Below are 17,836 nucleotides of genomic sequence, written 5' to 3' on the forward strand. Positions count from 1 at the left end.
CTAACTTGTGACGCGTAAAAAGGGTGATACGCCATTCTCGCAAGTAAGAAGCTGGTAATCGCCTGACTATAGACTTAGCCGGCTAAGTGCACTAGTTGCGCTTTTATGGACCTCAATAGAGTAGTAATCACGTGACTGAAAAGAACTCGGCTCCGGACCGCGGCAGCGACACGGAAACAAAACTGTCACTGCACCTGGTGGGAAAGCTGCTTTTTGCGTCCACAGCAGCGGTTATCGCGCTCGGGGTGTTCCAGGAGGTCTATACCCGGCATTTCGGGGAAGAGACTCTCCTGCGCGGGATGCCCCAGATCGCTTTGGACGGGGAACATAATGTGGGTGCCTGGTACACGTCCTGCCTGATGGTTGCCGCCGCATTCGTCTTGTTTCTGACCGGTCGCGCTGAAAGCGATAAGGGCGGACTTCGGAAATCCTTGCCCTGGTATGCGCTTGCAGTGATTTTTGTCGGCATGTCCATCGATGAATCCGCGAGTTTTCACGAAATCCTCGGACAGCCACTTCGCGACAAACTCGGGACAGGCGGTTTTCTCTATTATGCCTGGGTCATTCCGGGGGCCATTTTCGCCCTGTCGGTTGCCATCGCCTTCATCCCGTTCCTGTTGTCGCTGCCGCGCCCGGTGGCCGTGCGTTTTGTCGCTGCGGGCGCAATTTTTGTCGGCGGGGCGGTGGGTCTTGAACTGTTCGAGGGCTACCTCGCGGACAGGGGCGAGGAGGGCTCGCCGCTCTATATGGCCTTCGTGATCATCGAAGAAGGCATGGAGATGACGGGCATCGCCCTGTTCCTGGCAACCGCCATCGGCCATTTGGGAAACATCCATCCCAAATGGCGTCTTGGCAATTAGCAATCTGTTCAATTTACCATTGGTAGACACCCAAATGTGCTGAGGCAGAGTTTCGCATCCTGGTTGAACACTTCCATTGCAGAGTGAGTATCAGACTCATAGATCGCAATTCAGGACGCAAAAAAGCTTGCACGGTCGGTGACAGACTTACATCCATAGGAAAAGTAGAATACGCGTGACACGCTTAGCACCCTTGGTCCCATGCGGCATCGACAGTCGCATCCTGGTTGATCGACATGCTAATCTCAAGGTTTAACGCTTGTCGAAAGATTAGCTTCGAGGAAGGTAGCGAATTGAGGTTTATTTGAAAAATGTGGTGCTACTGATGAGTTTTTGGGTGAGAAATTTACTCTCGCGTGAAGTTTTTTGACATATGGATGCTCAAACTGTCAATAATAAATACAATGAGTGTGAGCGTTGTACTGCAGAGTGCTCGAGAGAATTGCACTGAAAGTGCGAGAGCTGATGTGACCATCTAAATGGTTGCGTGATTTGACTGGTTCACCTAAAACAGGTTTTGTTGGTGATTGGAGTTTTAGATGTTGAATCCTAGAAACTTAATAGTTCTGACAGTCAGTTTTTTAATGATTAACCTCTTTACTCTGGAAACGTCTTATTCGGACGAAATCAAAAAATATATCGAATGCAGTTCAAGCTTTCAAAGCTATCATCGTAACTTGAGTGAACCTCTGAAGCAGAGCAACGTGTTACACTATAGATTAAATGATGCAGACGGGTGGCGTCATTTTAGCTTTACATCTGAAAACAAAGTGGAACTGTCGTCATTTTCAACTTCCCAAGATATTGAAGTGGTGCATTATACTGAAATGCCGTTGGAGGAAAATTTTTTCCTCATTAAGACCGCAAGATTAAGTGGAAAAGAAAATACCTATTATCCAAAAACAATAACTGTAAAGTATGGCGACAGATTGTCGAAAGTTGTAGTGGCCGAGTTTCACAAGAAATTTAGCAAGAGATTTAACAAAAAAAAACCAGAAGCTGATCTTCCGATTAGTCTATACCAAGGTGGGCATCAGAATACAGACCCAGTGAACTATCAAATAGTCTTGAGTTACCCGGATCTTTTTCACGCTAGAAAGGGGTGGCATCTAATTCAGAAGTCGACGGGCGAAAGAACTTTTGAAGATATTTCAACACGGAACGCTTCTGCTTTCCCATCTGAATTCATAGCAAGTGAGGGCGAAAATCAACAGCACATCTTAGTCTCTATTATTCAGAGATATATGGGTAGCGGATTTGGTTGCGTCACCAGAGAGTCGACAATTATGCCAGCACATGTCGAGCTGATGGTCTCTTTCCTCGAGTTGTTTGGCAACGAACCGCCTGTCGTGATGAAACTTGAAGTTACAAGAGGTGCGGGGGAGTGAAATGACAGCGAGTGTCAGAGGAACTCAATACGATAAGCAACTTGATGAGTTGCTGAAATATGACTACTTTTCCGTTTTTGGAGAAAAGGATATTGGTTGGGGAGTATTTCTGCCAGCTGTTTCTGTTCTTGCTCTACTATGCTTCGCTTCTGGGCTATCAGTTGCAGGTGGCGAGATAAAAGTTTATGTGGCTTATCAAATGGCCATAGTTGTATTTGTGTCGTTGTTGATGACCCCCGTAGCGATCATTTTCAGGCTTGTTTTCGATGTTCAATTAATTCAGTCACGAAGATTAGTTTTTCTTTTTGTTACTCATGCGACAGTGTCGATGTTTGCTTTTGTTATTGCGGTTATCTATTTTGGTGCAAACCTCCCATACTGGGATGCGCTGGACGAGTCTTCAATTTACTATTGTGGAATTGGATTTGGATTAGTATTCTTAATTTCTATTCTTCGACTGCTAAGGGGGCAGGTAGATAATATTTCATTTCTAAATGAAGATAAAAATATAATTTGGAGGAATATTTTTTCCTTAATATCTATTGCTTTTGTGGTAAATTTTGCAAATTATCAATTATTTGCGAAAGTTTTGTTTGCTCCACAAGGCGAGTTTGTTCCGTCAATGTTTGAGCGTTTGTCTGGATTATTTAACTAGTTTTTGAATTTAAATTTGTGGAGTGGTCTTTGAGTAATATAGCGTAGAGAAAGCAATCCGAGATTGAGGTTGTGGGTACGAATAGTGTCCAGTCTGAAGAAATTTGTGCAGCATAAGATACACTCCTCTCCAACTTTTGAGCTTTGTTCGCCTGCTACTTTAACTTGGCCGCTTACTCTTTTCTTTTTTGGAAGTGACAGATGGAGCACTAGACATTTGTTACATATCCATCAGCTGCAAACTTACTAAGTGTTAAAAGCCAACAAGCGCATAAGGCAGAGTTGAATATCCAAGTCTAACGGAAGTCGATCGAGCCATGGGGGGCCCGGCTATCCGCTGCGAAAAATGCGTCCGACCTTGAAAACTATGAGGGAGATTCCTGAAAATGACGCTGGAGGAAAGCATGCAAACACTTATTTCTCCAAGTTGTTGTGCCATGCTTTAGGGGTGTCATGCTGAGTTCGACGCGGCAGAACAAGGCGACGACAAATACCCGTAGAATTGTTTGGTCGTTAAACCAACCTGAAGTCGTTGCTGTCAATCCGGGCGGGAATGGCGAAGAGATTTGAACTACAAAGCATGTTGTCTCTCGCAACTAATGCCCGCCGGCACCTGCCTTGTCTTTCTTGAACAGACCTGCAACCGGCAGGATGACCTTGGCGGTTACCGGGATCAGAGCCAGCCCGAGCGCCAGCCCAAAGACGCCGTCCAATGCGGCGGTAACGGCCCAGGTGACGAAGCCTTCGGCCACCTGAAGGGCATGTGCCGCGCCATGGGCGATGTCGTGAATGATGTTATAAAGCAGTCCGAAACCGAGAATATCGGCACCGTGCAAGACGATTGAACCGCCAACCCACAGCATAGCGGCGGTGCCCACGATCATCAGAAACTTCATGAAACCGGGCATCGCCTTGACGATGCCGAGCCCAAAGGCGCGGGTGGCGGCGAAATGGCCTTCCCTGGACAGGTGCAGGCCAACGTCGTCGGCCTTCACGATCAATGCAACGGAGCCATAGACCAGCACCGTGATGCCTATGGCGACCACCGCAAGCGTTGCGGCTTCCATCCAGATCGACCCCTCGGGGATTTCGGCCAACGCAATCGTCATGATCTCTGCGGACAGAATAAAGTCGGTCTTGATCGCCCCGGCAACCTTCTGTTTTTCCAGATGGGTCGGATCGGGAACATAGCCTTCGGGTTCGTCGGCATCGTGATGATGCGGCGCGAAGATGTGATAGACCTTCTCCGCGCCTTCGAAACACAGATAGGCTCCTCCGATCATCAGCAACGGCGTGATGATCCAGGGCAGGAAGGTGTTCAGCAGGAGGCCGACCGGTAACAGGAACAGCAGCTTGTTCTTGAGGGATCCCTTGGCGATTTTCCAGACAATCGGCAATTCGCGGGCCGGAGAGAACCCGGCGACATATTTGGGGGTTACGGCGGCATCGTCGATCACCGCTCCTGCGGCCTTGGCACCGGCCTTGGCAGCCTGTCCGACAACATCGTCCACGGACGCCGCGGCAACCTTGGCAATGCCGGCAACATCATCGAGAAGGGCAAGCAATCCGCTCATGTCAGCTCCAAATCGGGTCAACCTCGTCGGCAGACCATAACGTGTTTTCTCTCTTTTGCCGCCAGAGTGTGAATTTTCCACAACACAGGGGCATAGTTGCGAGACGTTCGCGGCGGGATTGGCGGGCCCAGCGGGCCTTAGCGGAGCTGTTTCCGCCTGTTTCCGGAAAGAGGGAGCCGCTGGACTTTTGCCTGGTCTGCCATAGGTCGAGCGCAACGGCTCATGTGGGAGAATTCGATATGACGACAGATCCGAACCGACGCGGACCGGTCAGAGCCCTTCTGACGGCGATTGTTGTGACCTGCCTGGCAAGTCCTTTGGCGGCCCATGACGAGCCCATTGGTGATGCCGTAAAGGATCTTCCCCTGTTCGATGCCCATATGCACTACAAGGAACCGGCATGGGACCGTTATCCCGTCAAAAGCGTCATTGAGCTGATGGACCGGAATGGGGTGGCCATGGCGCTGGTATCGTCGACGCCCGATGAGGGAACGATCCGCCTCTGGGAACACGCGCCGAACCGTATCGTGCCGGAACTGCGCCCCTATCATGGCGGTTTCGGCTCGGGCAACTGGACCAAGATGGACGGAATGGATGCCTATCTGGAGGGACGCCTTGAGCGATATCCTCATGAAGGGATCGGCGAGTTCCATATTCACCGGCTGGACACGTCAGACGAAGCCCTGTTTCGCAAGATCATCGGAATGGCCAGGGACCGGGACATCTACCTTCATGTTCACTCCGGCCCCGAACCGGTACGGTGGCTCTATTCATTGGACCCGGACGTTAAAATCATCTGGGCCCATGCCGGGCTCAGCACGCCGGCGCCCCAGGTCTATGAACTGATGTCGGAGTTTTCCGACCTTCTCGCGGACACCTCCTTAAGGGAATGGGACATTGTCGGAGACGGCCAGTCGCTGGATCCGGCCTGGGCGGAGATCATATTCGATTTCCAGGATCGGTTGATGATCGGCAGCGACACCTGGGTCAATGCCCAATGGGACCGTTACGACGAGATCATGGCCTCAAACCGGGCCTGGCTGGCCTTGCTGCCCCGGTCCGTCGCGGAAAAGATTGCATATAAGAACGCCGAGCGAGCCTTCGGGCGGAGTGTTTCAACGAAGCAGATCGGAACCCGCTAGCGGGGTGCCCGTCACTCCTGGTCCTCGTCAATTCGGTCCTCCTCCTCGACGCTGATGACCGCATTTGTCTCGGAGTGAAGCACATTGCTGTACACCTGAAGCCGCCACAGGTGATATGAGACCCGGTGCAACCATCGAAGTGCGTCCAGCTTGAGCCAGACCGTTTCCGCCGGAAGGGTCTTTGCAGCGGCCCGGGCAATCAGAATGTCGCGTTGCCGCCGTCTCTGGCGCCGCATAAGCACCCGCAGCCTGTCGAAGAGCTCCTCGCAAGCGACCGGGTTCGGCGGTGGCGCGTCTTGTGCGTTCGAATGACTGATCGCACCGTTCAGCAAACCGGACAGACGAAGAAGGCGGTGGTCTCTTGAGAGCTCCAGAATACGGTCCTGCTGGCTGCAGCGATAGAGGAGCCGGCCGAGATGGTCGAGACTGTGATAGAGCGCTCTGACCTGGCGTTCGTGTGCCGCTTCCTTGGGAAAGACCGGAATTCTGTCCAGATAGGCACGCGTCGCGGCAATTGCCTTTGTAAGCGCGCCAGGCTCTGTTTCTTCCAGTGTTGCTGTTGCAGAGGTCAATCTTGTGCGCAGGAGGCCGATGGTTGCGTCCCTGAGGTCGTCAACGGTCTGTCGGACAAGGACTGTGGCGGTGCGCGGGTCTTCAAGAAGAAGAGGATCCAGCGCGCGTGTCAGCGGTGCTTCTCTCGCCGGAACGATCCATTCGATCAGGCGGGCGAAGGGACGCGCGAAGGGAAGGATCAGCACCACACCGGCCAGATTGAAGACGCTGTGAAACGCCACGAGGGCAATCTGTGGGTCTCCGCCTTCGATCAGGGGCCTGGCAACCACGTTGAAGGGTGTCAGCAGGGCGAGCGCCATCAGGCCGGTCATGAGGTTGTAGATCACGTGTGCAAAGCCGGTCCGCCTGGCCATTGTACCGCCGCCGAGCGTCGCCAGAACAGCGGTGAAGGTCGTGCCGACATCCATGCCGATCACCAGGGCGGCAGCTTGCGGAAAACTGATCGCACCGGCGCCAAGGGCTGCCAGGGCCGTCGCCACACCGGCACTGGACGATTGGGTCACCAGCGTGATCAGGATGCCGATTGCCACCAGCTGCAGCCGGCCAAACAGCGTGTCAGGCGGAAAATCCGTTGGCGTGACCAGTCCGCCAAACGCGTCCAGCCCGGTTTTCAGATGCTCGATGCCGATGAAAATCAGGCAAAATCCGGCAAGGGCCTGACCGGCCAGCGCCGTCTTGCCTTTGAAAGCGATGCGCAAAACAACGCCCAGAAAGACGAAGGGCAGTGCAATCTGGCCGAGATCCAGCTTGAAGCCGAGAATGGCAACAAGCCATCCTGTGAGCGTGGTGCCAACATTGGCACCGAAAATGATGCCAAGTGCCTGTGGGAAGGTCAGTAAGCCGGAGGCGACAAAGCCCACAGCGGCCACTGTTGTGGCGCTTGAGGATTGCACGATGGCGGTGGTCATGGTGCCGGTCGCTGCACCGGAAAGCGGTGTTGAGGTGAAACGCGCAAGCACTTCTCGCATGCGCTGGCCCGCCAGCGCCTTGAGACCGTCGGTAAGAAGCAGCATACCGACCAGAAAAAGCCCGACACCGCCGAGCGCAGACAGCACGTCCCAAACCATGCAATGAGCTTAGGCGATTTGGCTCGGCCGTCAAAGGCATCTTGTCAGAACCGCCGTGTGAGCCTGGTGCTTGCCAAATTTGACCCTGTTACGGCCAGACCAGATCGCCGGCATATTCGTCGGCACCACCGCTGGTCACCCGTGCTCCGGTGACCTTCGCTTTCCCGCTGGCAACCAGCGCAAGCGCCTTGGGATAGATCTTGTGTTCGACGTCCAGAACACGTGCGCCAAGCGTTTCCGGCGTGTCCTGGTCGAGCACGGGAACGGCCCCCTGGATGATGACCGGGCCGTCATCCATTTCCGCGGAAACGAAGTGCACGGTCGCGCCGTGCAGTTTGACGCCTTCCTCCAGCGCCCGCTCGTGGGTTGCAAGGCCCTTGAAGGAGGGCAGGAGGGCAGGATGAATATTGATCATCCGATTGGCCCAGGCATTGACCAGAAATGGCGTCAGGATGCGCATGAAGCCGGCGAGTGCCACCAGCTCGATCTTGTGCGCCTTCAAGACTGCATCGACTTCGCGTTCAAAGGCTTCCCGATCACCGGAAAAGCCGGTGTGATCGACAACCGCAGTCTGAATGCCGAACTCGGCCGCCCGTTCCAGTCCCTTGGCGTCGGGGCGATTGGACAGCACGAGAGCGATTTCTGCCGGGTAGTCCGGGGCCATGGCCGCAGAGATCAGGGCGCCCATGTTGGTGCCCCGACCGGAAATCAGGACGGCGGTCTTTTTGCGGCTCATGCGCCGAGGCCCAGGCTGCCGTCAAAGACGACCGGTGCATCAGCGCCTGGTACGATCCGGCCGATGCCGGTGACGGTTTCACCCTGCTCCTGAAGCACGCGCATGACGGCTTCCGCTTCATCTTCGGCAACAACAATCACCATGCCGATGCCGCAATTGAATGTGCGCAGCATTTCCTGTTCTGCAACACCGCCTGTCCTGGCCAACCAGCCGAAAACATCCGGGGCCGCAATGCGGGAGAGGTCAATCCTCGCCGAACAGTTGTCCGGAAGCACGCGAGGCAGGTTCTCCGGCAGGCCGCCGCCGGTAATATGGGCAAGCGCCTTGATGCCGGATGAGGCCTTCAGCGCGGCCAGCAACGGTTTCACATAGATACGGGTCGGCTCCATCAGGCATTCGCCCAGGCTTTTGCCGGGGGCAAACGGAGCCTCGTCGGACCATGTCAGGCCAGCCAGCTCGATGATCTTGCGCACCATGCTGTAGCCGTTGGAGTGAACGCCGGAAGAGGACAGTCCCAGAAGCACGTCGCCGGCGGCAACATCCTTGCGCGGCAGGATCTCGCCCCGTTCGACAGCCCCGACGGAAAATCCGGCCAGGTCATAGTCGCCTTCAACATACATGCCCGGCATTTCGGCGGTCTCGCCGCCGATCAGCGCGGCGCCAGCCAGTTTGCAACCGTCGGCAATTCCCGCGACGACATCGGTCGCCGTTTCGACATCCAGAGCACCAGTGGCGAAATAGTCGAGGAAGAACAGCGGTTCGGCGCCCTGAACCACCAGGTCGTTGACGCACATGGCGACGAGATCGATGCCAACCGTGCGATGCTGGCCGGTTTCAATGGCGATCTTGAGTTTCGTACCGACGCCGTCATTGGCCGCGACCAGCACCGGATCCTTGAAACCTGCTCCCTTCAGGTCGAACAGACCGCCGAAGCCGCCAATATCGCTGTCCGCACCCGGACGGGAGGTTGCCTTGACCAGCGGCTTGATGCGGTTCACCAATTCGTTTCCGGCGTCGATATCGACCCCGGCATCGGCATAGGTCAGACCGTTGGATCCAGAGGATTCGCTCATAAGGCACTCCAAGCTGCGTGCGGTTGGCTGTGCCAACGCGGATTACAGTCTGGCGCGGCGGAACACAAGACCCAAAACCCAACGCTTTCTCTGGACTTGAAACGAGCCGGACGGTAATCCCATGTCCTGAGAAGCTGTTTTGCTTCGCTTCAATTTGCCCGGGAGCACCATCGATGACCCTTCGCCGTCAGGTCCAGTTCTGGCTGGTTTCCCTCGTTGTCCTGTGCCTGTTCCTCTACGTGTTCTCAGGCGTCTTGCTGCCCTTTGTCGCCGGCATGGCCGTTGCGTATCTGCTTGATCCGGTCTGTGACCGGCTGGAAAAGCTGGGCATGGCGCGGATGTGGGCAACGCTGACCATTCTTTTCGGCTTCATCCTGATCCTGGTGCTGTTCTTCATTCTGTTGCTGCCACTTCTCGGCAATCAGCTGGCCCTTTTTCTGGAACGGTTCCCGGATCTGGTGCGCAAGCTTCAGGACCTGCTGTCTCAGTATTTCCCTGCCGACCTGGCCTCTGTGGCCGGTATCAAGCCAGAGGATCTGCAATCCTCCATGTCCGACCTGATCGGTCAGGGGGCATCCTTTGTCGGCAAGCTGGCGCAATCCTTGTGGAGCGGTGGACAGGCCCTGCTGTCGATCCTGTCGCTCTTCGTGATCACGCCCGTCGTGGCCTTCTACCTGCTGCTGGACTGGGACCGTATGGTGGCGCGCATCGACAGCTGGCTGCCACGCGATCATCTGGAGGAGATCCGGGGGCTGGCGCGTGAGATGGATGAAGCTGTTGCCGGTTTCGTGCGCGGGCAGGTGTCTGTCTGCGTGATCCTGGGGTCCTTCTATGCCATTTCCCTGGCACTGGTCGGTCTCAATTTCGGATTGCTTATCGGCATGGCGGCCGGGCTGGTCAGCTTCATTCCCTTTGTCGGTGCGGGGCTTGGCCTGATCCTTTCCGTCGGGGTGGCTCTGGTGCAGTTCTGGCCGGAATGGCCCTGGATCATCGCGGTTGCCGCCGTTTTTGGCGTCGGACAGTTCCTGGAAGGCAACATCCTGCAGCCGAAGCTTGTCGGCGACAGCACGGGGCTTCATCCGGTCACCTTGATGTTCGCCCTGTTTGCCTTTGGATATCTCTTTGGATTTGTGGGGATGCTGGTCGCGGTTCCGGCGGCCGCAATGATTGGCGTGCTTGCACGTTTTGCTCTGAGGCAGTATCTCGCAAGCCCCGTCTACAGGGGAACCCGTCCCGCTGCTGCGGGCACCGACGAACACGTATCAGAGTAAGACCATGGCGGAACCTCCGCGCCAGCTGCCGTTAGACCTGCCACATGAAGCGGCACTGAGCCGGGACGACTTTCTGGTTGGGGGATCCAACCGGGCCGCATTCGAACTTCTGGAACGCTGGCCGGACTGGCCGTCGCCCGTGGTCGTTCTGGCCGGGCCTGTCGGCTCCGGCAAGACGCACCTTGTCAGGGCCTTTCAGGACGAAACAGGCGCTGCTGTCCTTGCGGCTCCGGAGTTGCATGAAACAGATGTCGAGCGGTTGGCCGCCGCCCCGGCCGCCGTCATTGAAAATGCGCATCTGGGGCTCGACAACACGGCCCTGTTTCATCTTTTGAATGCAGCCAGACAGGCCGGCAAGACCGTCCTGATCACCAGCCGTACCTGGCCGGCAAGCTGGAAAATCAATCTTCCGGATCTGACGTCGCGGCTGAGAGCCGCAACGCCGGTGGAAATTCTGGAGCCCGATGATGATCTTCTGCGCCGGGTCCTGGTGAAACTCTTTGCCGACCGTCAGATCTCCGTGGATCTGAATGTGGTTGATTACCTGGTCGTGCGCATGGAGCGGTCGCTGGAAGTTGCCTTGCGTGCGGTTGAAGCCATCGATCAGGAAGCACTTGCGGGCCGTGTCAAGATCACAAAACCTCTGGCTGGCCGGGTTCTGGAAAATGTGCATAAAGGCCAGTAATCGGCGGTTCAGCCATAGAACTGTCATTTGACCTGCTGTGAGTCCATGATAGTGACGGCTAGAAAAGGCCACGGCAGTTCTGGGCGGCCATGCGGCGCTGACTGTCAGCGGTCGGAAGAAGGGAAGACACCATGAATGAAACTCCTGATCTTTCTGCCATTCTGCCCGCTTCCACGATGCCGCCCGACCAGAACGGGCAACAGGCCGACCTGACCGTCGACGACGGACTTGCGCAATCGCCGGCCCGGTTCATGAACCGGGAACTGTCCTGGCTGCAGTTCAACCTGCGTGTTCTGGAAGAGGCGATGAACGCCAATCATCCGCTTTTGGAACGGGTTCGGTTTCTGTCGATTTCGGCGAATAATCTGGACGAATTCTTCATGGTCCGTGTCGCGGGACTGCGCGGCCAGCAGCGCGCGGATGTCACCAACCTCTCCGATGACGGACTGACACCCACCGAACAGCTGCAGAAAATCAGCGAGGCCGTGCGCGACCTGCAGGCTTCCCAGCAGAAGATCTGGGTCGAACTGCGCCGCGAGATCGCCGAAAAAGGCGTGGAGATCCTGCATGGAGACACGCTCGGCGCGGACGAGAAGGACTGGTTGCAGGACTATTTCCTCAATTACGTCTTCCCGGTTCTGACGCCGCTTGCACTTGATCCGGCTCACCCGTTCCCGTTCATCCCCAATCTGGGCTTTTCGATCGTCTTCGAACTGGTGCCGAGTTCCGGCGGCCGCGGCATGATCGCGCTTCTGCGCATTCCCAACCAGGTCGACCGGTTCGTGCAATTGCCAAATGGCGCGGACGGCGCGGCGCGTTTCATTTCAATCGAAAAAGTCGTCAGCCTGTTCATTGGGCGCCTGTTTCCGGGCTACGAGATCCGCGGCAAGGGCGCCTTCCGCGTGATCCGCGACAGCGATCTGGAAATCGAGGAAGAGGCGGAAGATCTCGTTCGTCTGTTCGAAAGCGCCTTGAAACGGCGCCGGCGGGGGTCGGTGATCCGCCTGGAAATCCAGGACACGACCCCGCCCGCATTGCTGGAATTTGTTGCCGACGCCCTGGATGTGGGCGAAAGCGAGATTTTTCTGGCCAATGGCCTGTTGGCGCTGAACAACCTCTCACAGATCGTCGACCTTGAGCGCTCCGATCTGAAATTCGAACCCTATTCGGCACGGTTCCCGGAGCGGATCCGCGAACATGGGGGGGACTGCCTGGCGGCGATCCACCAGAAGGACATCATCGTTCACCACCCGTATGAATCCTTCGACGTGGTGGTCCAGTATCTGCGTCAGGCGGCCCGCGACCCGGATGTGGTTGCCATCAAGCAGACGCTGTACCGCACCTCCAACAACTCACCGATCGTGAAGGCGCTGGCGGAAGCTGCCGAAGCGGGCAAGTCGGTGACGGCCCTGGTGGAGCTGAAAGCCCGCTTCGACGAAGCCGCCAACATCAAGTGGGCGCGCGACCTGGAGAGGGCCGGTGTGCAGGTGGTGTTCGGCTTCATTGAGCTGAAGACGCACTCCAAGCTCTCCATGGTCATCAAGCGTGAACACGGCCAGCTGAAGACCTACTGCCACATCGGCACCGGCAACTACCATCCGATCACGGCGCGGATCTATGAAGATCTGTCCTTCTTCACCGATGATCCGGGCATAGCGGAAGACGCGGCCCGCGTGTTCAACTTCATCACCGGTTATGCCCAGCCGGCGGAGCTCAACCATCTGATGGTGTCTCCGGTCAATCTGCGTCAGCGCATGCTGGAAATGACCGAAGCGGAGATCGAACATGCAAGGGCAGGACGTCCGGCGCAGATCTGGATGAAGATGAATTCTCTGGTCGATCCGGAAATCATCGATGCGCTTTACAAGGCAAGCCAGGCTGGCGTGCAGATCGATCTTGTCATTCGCGGCATCTGTTGTCTGCGCCCTGGAATTCCCGGCCTGTCTGAGAACATCCGGGTGAAGTCGATTGTCGGCCGGTTCCTGGAACATTCCCGCATCTTCTGTTTTGGCAACGGGCAGGGACTGCCGTCACCGGAGGCCCATGTCTATATCGGCTCCGCCGATCTGATGCCGCGCAACATCGACCGCCGGGTGGAAGTGCTGACACCGCTCCTGACGGCGACCGTGCACGAACAGGTGCTCGACCAGATCATGGTCGCGAATTTAAAAGACAATCAACAAAGCTGGCGCATCCTTGCCGATGGCAGCCATGAACGGATTGTGCCGGGCGCAAATGAAGAACCGTTCAATGCACACCAGTATTTCATGACGAACCCCTCATTGTCGGGCCGGGGCAAGTCTTTGAAGAGTGATCGCCCGAAGCCGTTCCTGGAACGGCAAAAACGAGGCTAAAATGGCTGGGAATTTCAAGCCTGCACGTGGCCGTCTCAATGGGACAGGGCCGGTTGCCGTCGTGGACATCGGTTCTAACTCCGTGCGTCTCGTGATTTACGAACGCAAGGCGCGCACGCCAACCATGCTGTTCAACGAGAAGCTTCTGGCGGGCCTCGGTCGCGGTATTGCCGCCACCGGCCGTCTGGCCGATGAATCCGTGTCTCTGGCACTGGGAGAGCTGAGCCGGTTCAAGGCCCTCATCGAACACACCGGTTGCCAGGAACTCTACATCGTTGCGACCGCGGCCGCGCGTGACGCTGATAACGGTCCGGAGTTCGTCCGGGAGGTTGAGCGCCAGCTGGAAGCGCCCGTACGCATCCTGGACGGTGGCGAAGAAGCCTATTATTCCGCATTGGGCGTGATTGCGGGTTTTTGGCAGCCGCGCGGTATCGTCGGCGACATGGGGGGCGGAAGCCTCGAACTTGTCGAGATCGCGGACAAGAAACCCGGAACGGGCGCAACGTTTCCGCTTGGTGGCTTGCGCCTGTCCGAAGAAGCGGACGGCAAGATCGCCAAGGCGCAGAAGATTACCCAACAGGCATTGCAGGGATACGAGTGGCCGGACCTGGTGCCGGGTGAGCGGACATTCTACGCCGTCGGAGGTACCTGGCGATCTCTCGGCCGCCTTCACCTGATGCAGAATGATTACCCGCTGCACGTGATGCACAATTACGAGATGAGTGCTGACGAGGCGATCGCGTTCTGTCGCAAGATCGCCGTCCCCAATCTCGAAGGCATCGAGATGGCGGAAGTCGTCTCGAAACAGCGACGTCCTCTTGTGCCGATCGGCGCTGTGGTTCTGGAGCAGGTACTGACGTCGATGAAGGCCGAGCGCCTTGTGTTCTCGGCGACCGGAGTGCGCGAGGGGCTGCTGCATGAAAAGCTGCCTGAGGACATGCAGGATCATGACCCTGTCATCGAAGCCGCACGCGAACTCTGCACCTTGCGGGCACGATCGCCCGACCACGCCGAAGAGCTGATTGTCTGGACAGACAAGCTGTTCGGTGAACTCGGCATCGAGGAAACGGCCAATGAAACCCGTCTGCGCCACGCGGCCTGCCTGCTGTCGGACATCGGCTGGCGGGCGCATCCGGACTATCGCGGCGAGCAGAGCCTGAACATCATTTCCAACGCCTCCTTTGTCGGGCTGGATCATGCCAGCCGCGCCTATCTGGCGGCGGCGGTGTTCTACCGGCACCAGGGCCTGCGCGAAGGCGCGCTGTCGCCCGTGATCCGGGAACTGTTCACCGATCGTCTGCGGATCCGGGCGAAGGTGCTTGGCGCGACCATGCGTGTTGCGTCGCTGTTGAGCGCCTCGATCGCCGGCATGCTGCCGCAGGTCGGTATATCGAACACCGGTGACGGCCTGAAACTTGAACTCGGCAAGGGCCTGGCAAGCCTGGATGGCGACCGTCTGCGCAAGCGGGTCAGTCAGCTGGCCCGGGTCATTGAGGTTGATGTTGAGGTGTCGGCGGGGTAGGGGCGGCGCCCTGCAGCATCCCGGGCAATAGCCTAACCAGACACCGCGAAACAGCGGGGGACCGTCAGGTCCGTCGCCCAGGATCGGCCATTTGCGGTTGTGCAGTCAGCCGATCCGTCGACGCGCGCATTCTGCGCGCTCCTCATGATGACGCCTTGGTATCTGGTGGAGCCATGAGCGCTGGCGAGAGCCCGAAAGCTTTACTCCGCCGCTTGCGTCTTCATTTCCCCCTGCACCGGTTGATCCAGTGCAACGATCTGCCGGTTCTGGAAGGCGAGGGCGACTTCGCCGCGTTTCAGCTTCAGGGCCGTTTCGCCGAAGAGTTCCCGGCGCCATCCCTTGAGGGCCGCGACATCGGCATTGTCGTCCGCTGCAATCTTTTCCAGGTCGTCGACCGTGGCGATCACCTTGGCGGCAACGCCGTTGGCTTCGCTGACGAGCTTCAGGAGCACCTTGAGAAGGTCAACCGCTGCCGCCGAGCCATCAGGCGCCTGCCGCCCCTTGGGCAGTTTTGGCAGGTCCTTCTTCGGCACGGCGAGTGCACGTTTGACGGCTTTCAGAATTTCGTCGGCAGATTTTGACCGCTCGAACCCGCGCGGGATCGTCCGGAGCCGGCCAAGCGATTCCGTATCCTGCGGCTGCTGGGCAGCCAGTTCGTAGATGGCATCGTCCTTGATCACACGGCTGCGGGGGACATCCCGGGACTGGGCCTCATGTTCGCGCCATGCGGCGACTTCCATCATGACCGCCAGCTCGACCGGCTTGCGCACGCGCAGCTTCAGGCGTTTCCAGGCCTGTTCGGGATCGGTGCGGTAGGTGGTCACGGATGTGAGCACCTGCATTTCATCTTCAACCCAGTGGCTGCGATTCTGTTCCGCCAGATTGGCTTTCAGGAACTGGTAGGCATCGCGCAGATGGGTCACATCCGCGAGCGCATAGTCGAGCTGTTTCGCCGTCAGCGGGCGACGCGCCCAGTCGGTGAAGCGAGACGACTTGTCGATGCGCGCACCGGTCACCTTGTAGACCAGCTGATCATAGGAAATGCTGTCGCCAAAGCCGCAGACCATGGCCGCAACCTGGGTGTCGAACAGTGGTGCCGGGATAAGCTCGCCCAGATGATAGATGATTTCGATGTCCTGGCGCGCCGCGTGGAACACTTTTGTCACACTGGCGTCGCGCATCAGGTCGAAAAAGGGTTGAAGGTCAAGCCCTTCGGCCAGCGCATCGACAATGAAGGCCATGTCCGGCCCTGCCATCTGGATGACACAGAGCTTGGGCCAGAAGGTGGTTTCACGGAGGAATTCCGTGTCCACGGTTACATAGTCATGGGCGGCAAGGCGCTGGCACGCAGCGGCGAGATCTTTTGTTTTTGTAATCACATGCATGGTGACGCACAGCTATACCCGAGTTCTGCCCCTTTGTCGCCACGAAATGGTAATTTTCGGCGCAGCGACTCTTGAAAAGGCGCAAAATGTGCGCCTATGTTGAGGCGGTGGCCGGGAAAGACGTGGTCGACGAAGGGAGCGGTAATGCGCAAGATACTGGTGGTGAACTCCAAGGGCGGTTGCGGCAAGACAACACTTGCCACGAATCTCGCCGTTGCTCTGGCCGCACGCGGAGAAGATGTTGCGCTGGCGGATGCCGACCGCCAGAAGTCGTCGCTCTCCTGGGTCAAGCGCCGCCCGAAATCGCTGACACCGATCGAAGGTCTGAACTGGACCAAGGAAGACAGTATCGGCGACAAGGACAAGAAGCTCGACGCAATTGTCATCGATGGTCCCGGCGGTCTGCGCTCCGAGCTCGCCAAGAACCTGATCGCCGAGGCCTCCGACATCATCGTACCGGTGCTGGCCTCTGCGTTTGACTGGGATGCGACGCTGAAATTTCTCGACGGCATTTCCGACATCAAACGGGTGCGCAAGGGCAAGGCGGACATCTTTGTCGTCGCCAACCGCATCAACAAGCGTTCGACTCAGGTAGGGGACCTTGAACAGACCTTCGCCAAAAAGGGCTTTCCGCTTCTGGCCCGCATTTCGGATCGGGTTCTTTATGCCCGTCACGCGGCGGCCGGCTCGGGCGTTTTCGACTATTCGGATTCGAAATCACACGAGATCCGCGGGCAATGGCATCCGTTGCTGCAGGCGGTAGACAGTTAGCCGGCAGGCAACCTGTCGGCCAACTGTCTGAACTCTTTAGCGGTGAGCCCGGTCAGGGTGGGCATTTCCCGATCGAAAAACTTATCGTCCTCAAGCGCGAGAAAAATCAAGGCGCGCAGAGCCTGCCACTCGCTGGCGCTGATCGCCGGGACCGGTGTTTCTTCCGAAACGGCATTGCAAAGTCTATCGGCAACGCGATTCACATTCGTGGTCGCCAGCACAATCTCGGTCTCGTTTTCCAGTGCCAGCAGCGTGTCGCGAAGTTTCGCGGAAACAGCTTCTTTCGTCATTCCGTTTCTGCTCCGGAAGCGCCGGAAATGGCAATTTGTTTGCAAAAAATATACTCCAGGTCGTCCTCTTCGATCATTTCCCTGACCGCATTGCTGATTGTTTCAGGCGTAAGTATCGAAATAACAATGCTATTTGAAACATAGAAGTAATCTGGCAGGTCAGGCTTCATCATCAGCTGGCGGACATTTTCTAGAGAGATTACGGTACCGCCATAAACACTGCCGCCGACGCTGACGAAGATATCTATGTTTTCGTTCAAGGGGTCGGAGATATCGTGGTAGGAATAAATCCTGACCTTCGTCTCTTTCACGGTGATTGTAAGATCCAGTTTCATGATCAGTCTCAGACCATTTGGGAAAGACAGTGGTCTTACATTTGTGATACGGGGCGTTTAAACGGCTTATCGTCGGGAAGATGCACCGGATTGCGGTGAGCAAGAAGAGATGTAGCGCCGCTGACACTAAAACACCAACGGGCAGCAAGGCAACAG

Annotated in this window: 16 protein-coding genes; 9 read left to right on the forward strand and 7 right to left on the reverse strand. The window is 56.9% G+C overall.

Annotated features, from left to right (window positions below; all coding sequences use genetic code 11):
* Window positions 1–131 precede the first annotated feature (131 nt).
* The 3 genes from ACO6TG_RS26495 (at window position 132) to ACO6TG_RS26505 (ending at window position 2,903) form a co-directional block, all read left to right on the forward strand.
* The gene (locus tag ACO6TG_RS26495; protein WP_422375944.1) at window positions 132–860 is read left to right on the forward strand and encodes a hypothetical protein; all 729 of its coding nucleotides are present in this window, start codon (window positions 132–134) and stop codon (window positions 858–860) included.
* A 539-nt stretch (window positions 861–1,399) separates the two neighbouring features.
* Window positions 1,400–2,248, forward strand: a complete 849-nt coding sequence (locus ACO6TG_RS26500; RefSeq protein ID WP_422375945.1) for a hypothetical protein — start codon at window positions 1,400–1,402, stop codon at window positions 2,246–2,248.
* Between the two features lies 1 nt (window position 2,249).
* Window positions 2,250–2,903 carry a hypothetical protein gene (locus ACO6TG_RS26505; protein ID WP_422375946.1) on the forward strand — a complete coding sequence of 218 codons (654 nt, stop codon included), beginning with the start codon at window positions 2,250–2,252 and terminating at the stop codon, window positions 2,901–2,903.
* A 595-nt stretch (window positions 2,904–3,498) separates the two neighbouring features.
* On the opposite strand, the gene ACO6TG_RS26510 is transcribed toward ACO6TG_RS26505, so the two are convergent.
* Complete coding sequence (locus ACO6TG_RS26510) at window positions 3,499–4,476, reverse strand: DUF808 domain-containing protein (RefSeq protein WP_422375947.1); 978 nt, start codon at window positions 4,474–4,476, stop codon at window positions 3,499–3,501.
* Between the two features lie 239 nt (window positions 4,477–4,715).
* Here ACO6TG_RS26510 and ACO6TG_RS26515 point away from each other — a divergent pair, with 239 nt between their 5' ends.
* Window positions 4,716–5,618: an amidohydrolase family protein gene (locus tag ACO6TG_RS26515; protein ID WP_422375948.1), complete on the forward strand. Its 903-nt coding sequence runs from the start codon at window positions 4,716–4,718 to the stop codon at window positions 5,616–5,618.
* Window positions 5,619–5,629: 11 nt separating this feature from the next.
* Here the strand turns inward: ACO6TG_RS26515 and ACO6TG_RS26520 are convergent, their stop codons facing one another.
* From ACO6TG_RS26520 to purM, 3 genes are all read right to left on the reverse strand, one after another.
* Window positions 5,630–7,258 (reverse strand): Na/Pi cotransporter family protein, encoded by a 1,629-nt coding sequence (locus tag ACO6TG_RS26520; protein WP_422375949.1) that lies wholly within the window; start codon window positions 7,256–7,258, stop codon window positions 5,630–5,632.
* Window positions 7,259–7,346: 88 nt separating this feature from the next.
* Window positions 7,347–7,994 carry a phosphoribosylglycinamide formyltransferase gene (gene purN / locus ACO6TG_RS26525; protein ID WP_422375950.1) on the reverse strand — a complete coding sequence of 216 codons (648 nt, stop codon included), beginning with the start codon at window positions 7,992–7,994 and terminating at the stop codon, window positions 7,347–7,349.
* Complete coding sequence (gene purM, locus ACO6TG_RS26530) at window positions 7,991–9,067, reverse strand: phosphoribosylformylglycinamidine cyclo-ligase (RefSeq protein WP_422375951.1); 1,077 nt, start codon at window positions 9,065–9,067, stop codon at window positions 7,991–7,993. The genes purN and purM overlap by 4 nt, the downstream gene beginning before the upstream one ends.
* Window positions 9,068–9,240: 173 nt before the next feature.
* Between purM and ACO6TG_RS26535 the strand changes: the two genes are divergently transcribed.
* The 4 genes from ACO6TG_RS26535 to ACO6TG_RS26550 all read left to right on the forward strand — a co-directional run bounded on the left by ACO6TG_RS26535 (window position 9,241) and on the right by ACO6TG_RS26550 (window position 14,899).
* Window positions 9,241–10,338, forward strand: coding sequence for an AI-2E family transporter (locus ACO6TG_RS26535; RefSeq protein ID WP_422375952.1), 1,098 nt, complete (start codon window positions 9,241–9,243; stop codon window positions 10,336–10,338).
* Window positions 10,339–10,342: 4 nt separating this feature from the next.
* Window positions 10,343–11,023: a hypothetical protein gene (locus ACO6TG_RS26540; RefSeq protein ID WP_422375953.1), complete on the forward strand. Its 681-nt coding sequence runs from the start codon at window positions 10,343–10,345 to the stop codon at window positions 11,021–11,023.
* A 131-nt stretch (window positions 11,024–11,154) separates the two neighbouring features.
* A complete protein-coding gene (locus ACO6TG_RS26545) occupies window positions 11,155–13,377 on the forward strand; it encodes an RNA degradosome polyphosphate kinase (RefSeq protein WP_422375954.1) in 2,223 nt (740 codons plus the stop codon).
* A gap of 1 nt (window position 13,378) precedes the next feature.
* Window positions 13,379–14,899: an exopolyphosphatase gene (locus ACO6TG_RS26550; protein WP_422375955.1), complete on the forward strand. Its 1,521-nt coding sequence runs from the start codon at window positions 13,379–13,381 to the stop codon at window positions 14,897–14,899.
* Window positions 14,900–15,099: 200 nt separating this feature from the next.
* Here the strand turns inward: ACO6TG_RS26550 and rnd are convergent, their stop codons facing one another.
* Complete coding sequence (rnd, locus tag ACO6TG_RS26555; protein ID WP_422375956.1) at window positions 15,100–16,284, reverse strand: ribonuclease D; 1,185 nt, start codon at window positions 16,282–16,284, stop codon at window positions 15,100–15,102.
* Window positions 16,285–16,428: 144 nt separating this feature from the next.
* Between rnd and ACO6TG_RS26560 the strand changes: the two genes are divergently transcribed.
* A complete protein-coding gene (locus tag ACO6TG_RS26560) occupies window positions 16,429–17,055 on the forward strand; it encodes a ParA family protein (protein WP_094074488.1) in 627 nt (208 codons plus the stop codon).
* Here ACO6TG_RS26560 and ACO6TG_RS26565 read toward each other — a convergent pair.
* Entirely contained in the window at window positions 17,052–17,345 is a 294-nt protein-coding gene (locus ACO6TG_RS26565) for a hypothetical protein (RefSeq protein WP_422375957.1), read from the reverse strand. The two genes, ACO6TG_RS26560 and ACO6TG_RS26565, sit on opposite strands and share 4 nt — an antisense overlap.
* Complete coding sequence (locus ACO6TG_RS26570) at window positions 17,342–17,680, reverse strand: hypothetical protein (protein WP_422375958.1); 339 nt, start codon at window positions 17,678–17,680, stop codon at window positions 17,342–17,344. The genes ACO6TG_RS26565 and ACO6TG_RS26570 overlap by 4 nt, the downstream gene beginning before the upstream one ends.
* Between the last annotated feature and the right edge of the window lie 156 nt (window positions 17,681–17,836).

Source organism: Roseibium sp. (assembly GCF_965233565.1).
Lineage (GTDB): Bacteria > Pseudomonadota > Alphaproteobacteria > Rhizobiales > Stappiaceae > Roseibium.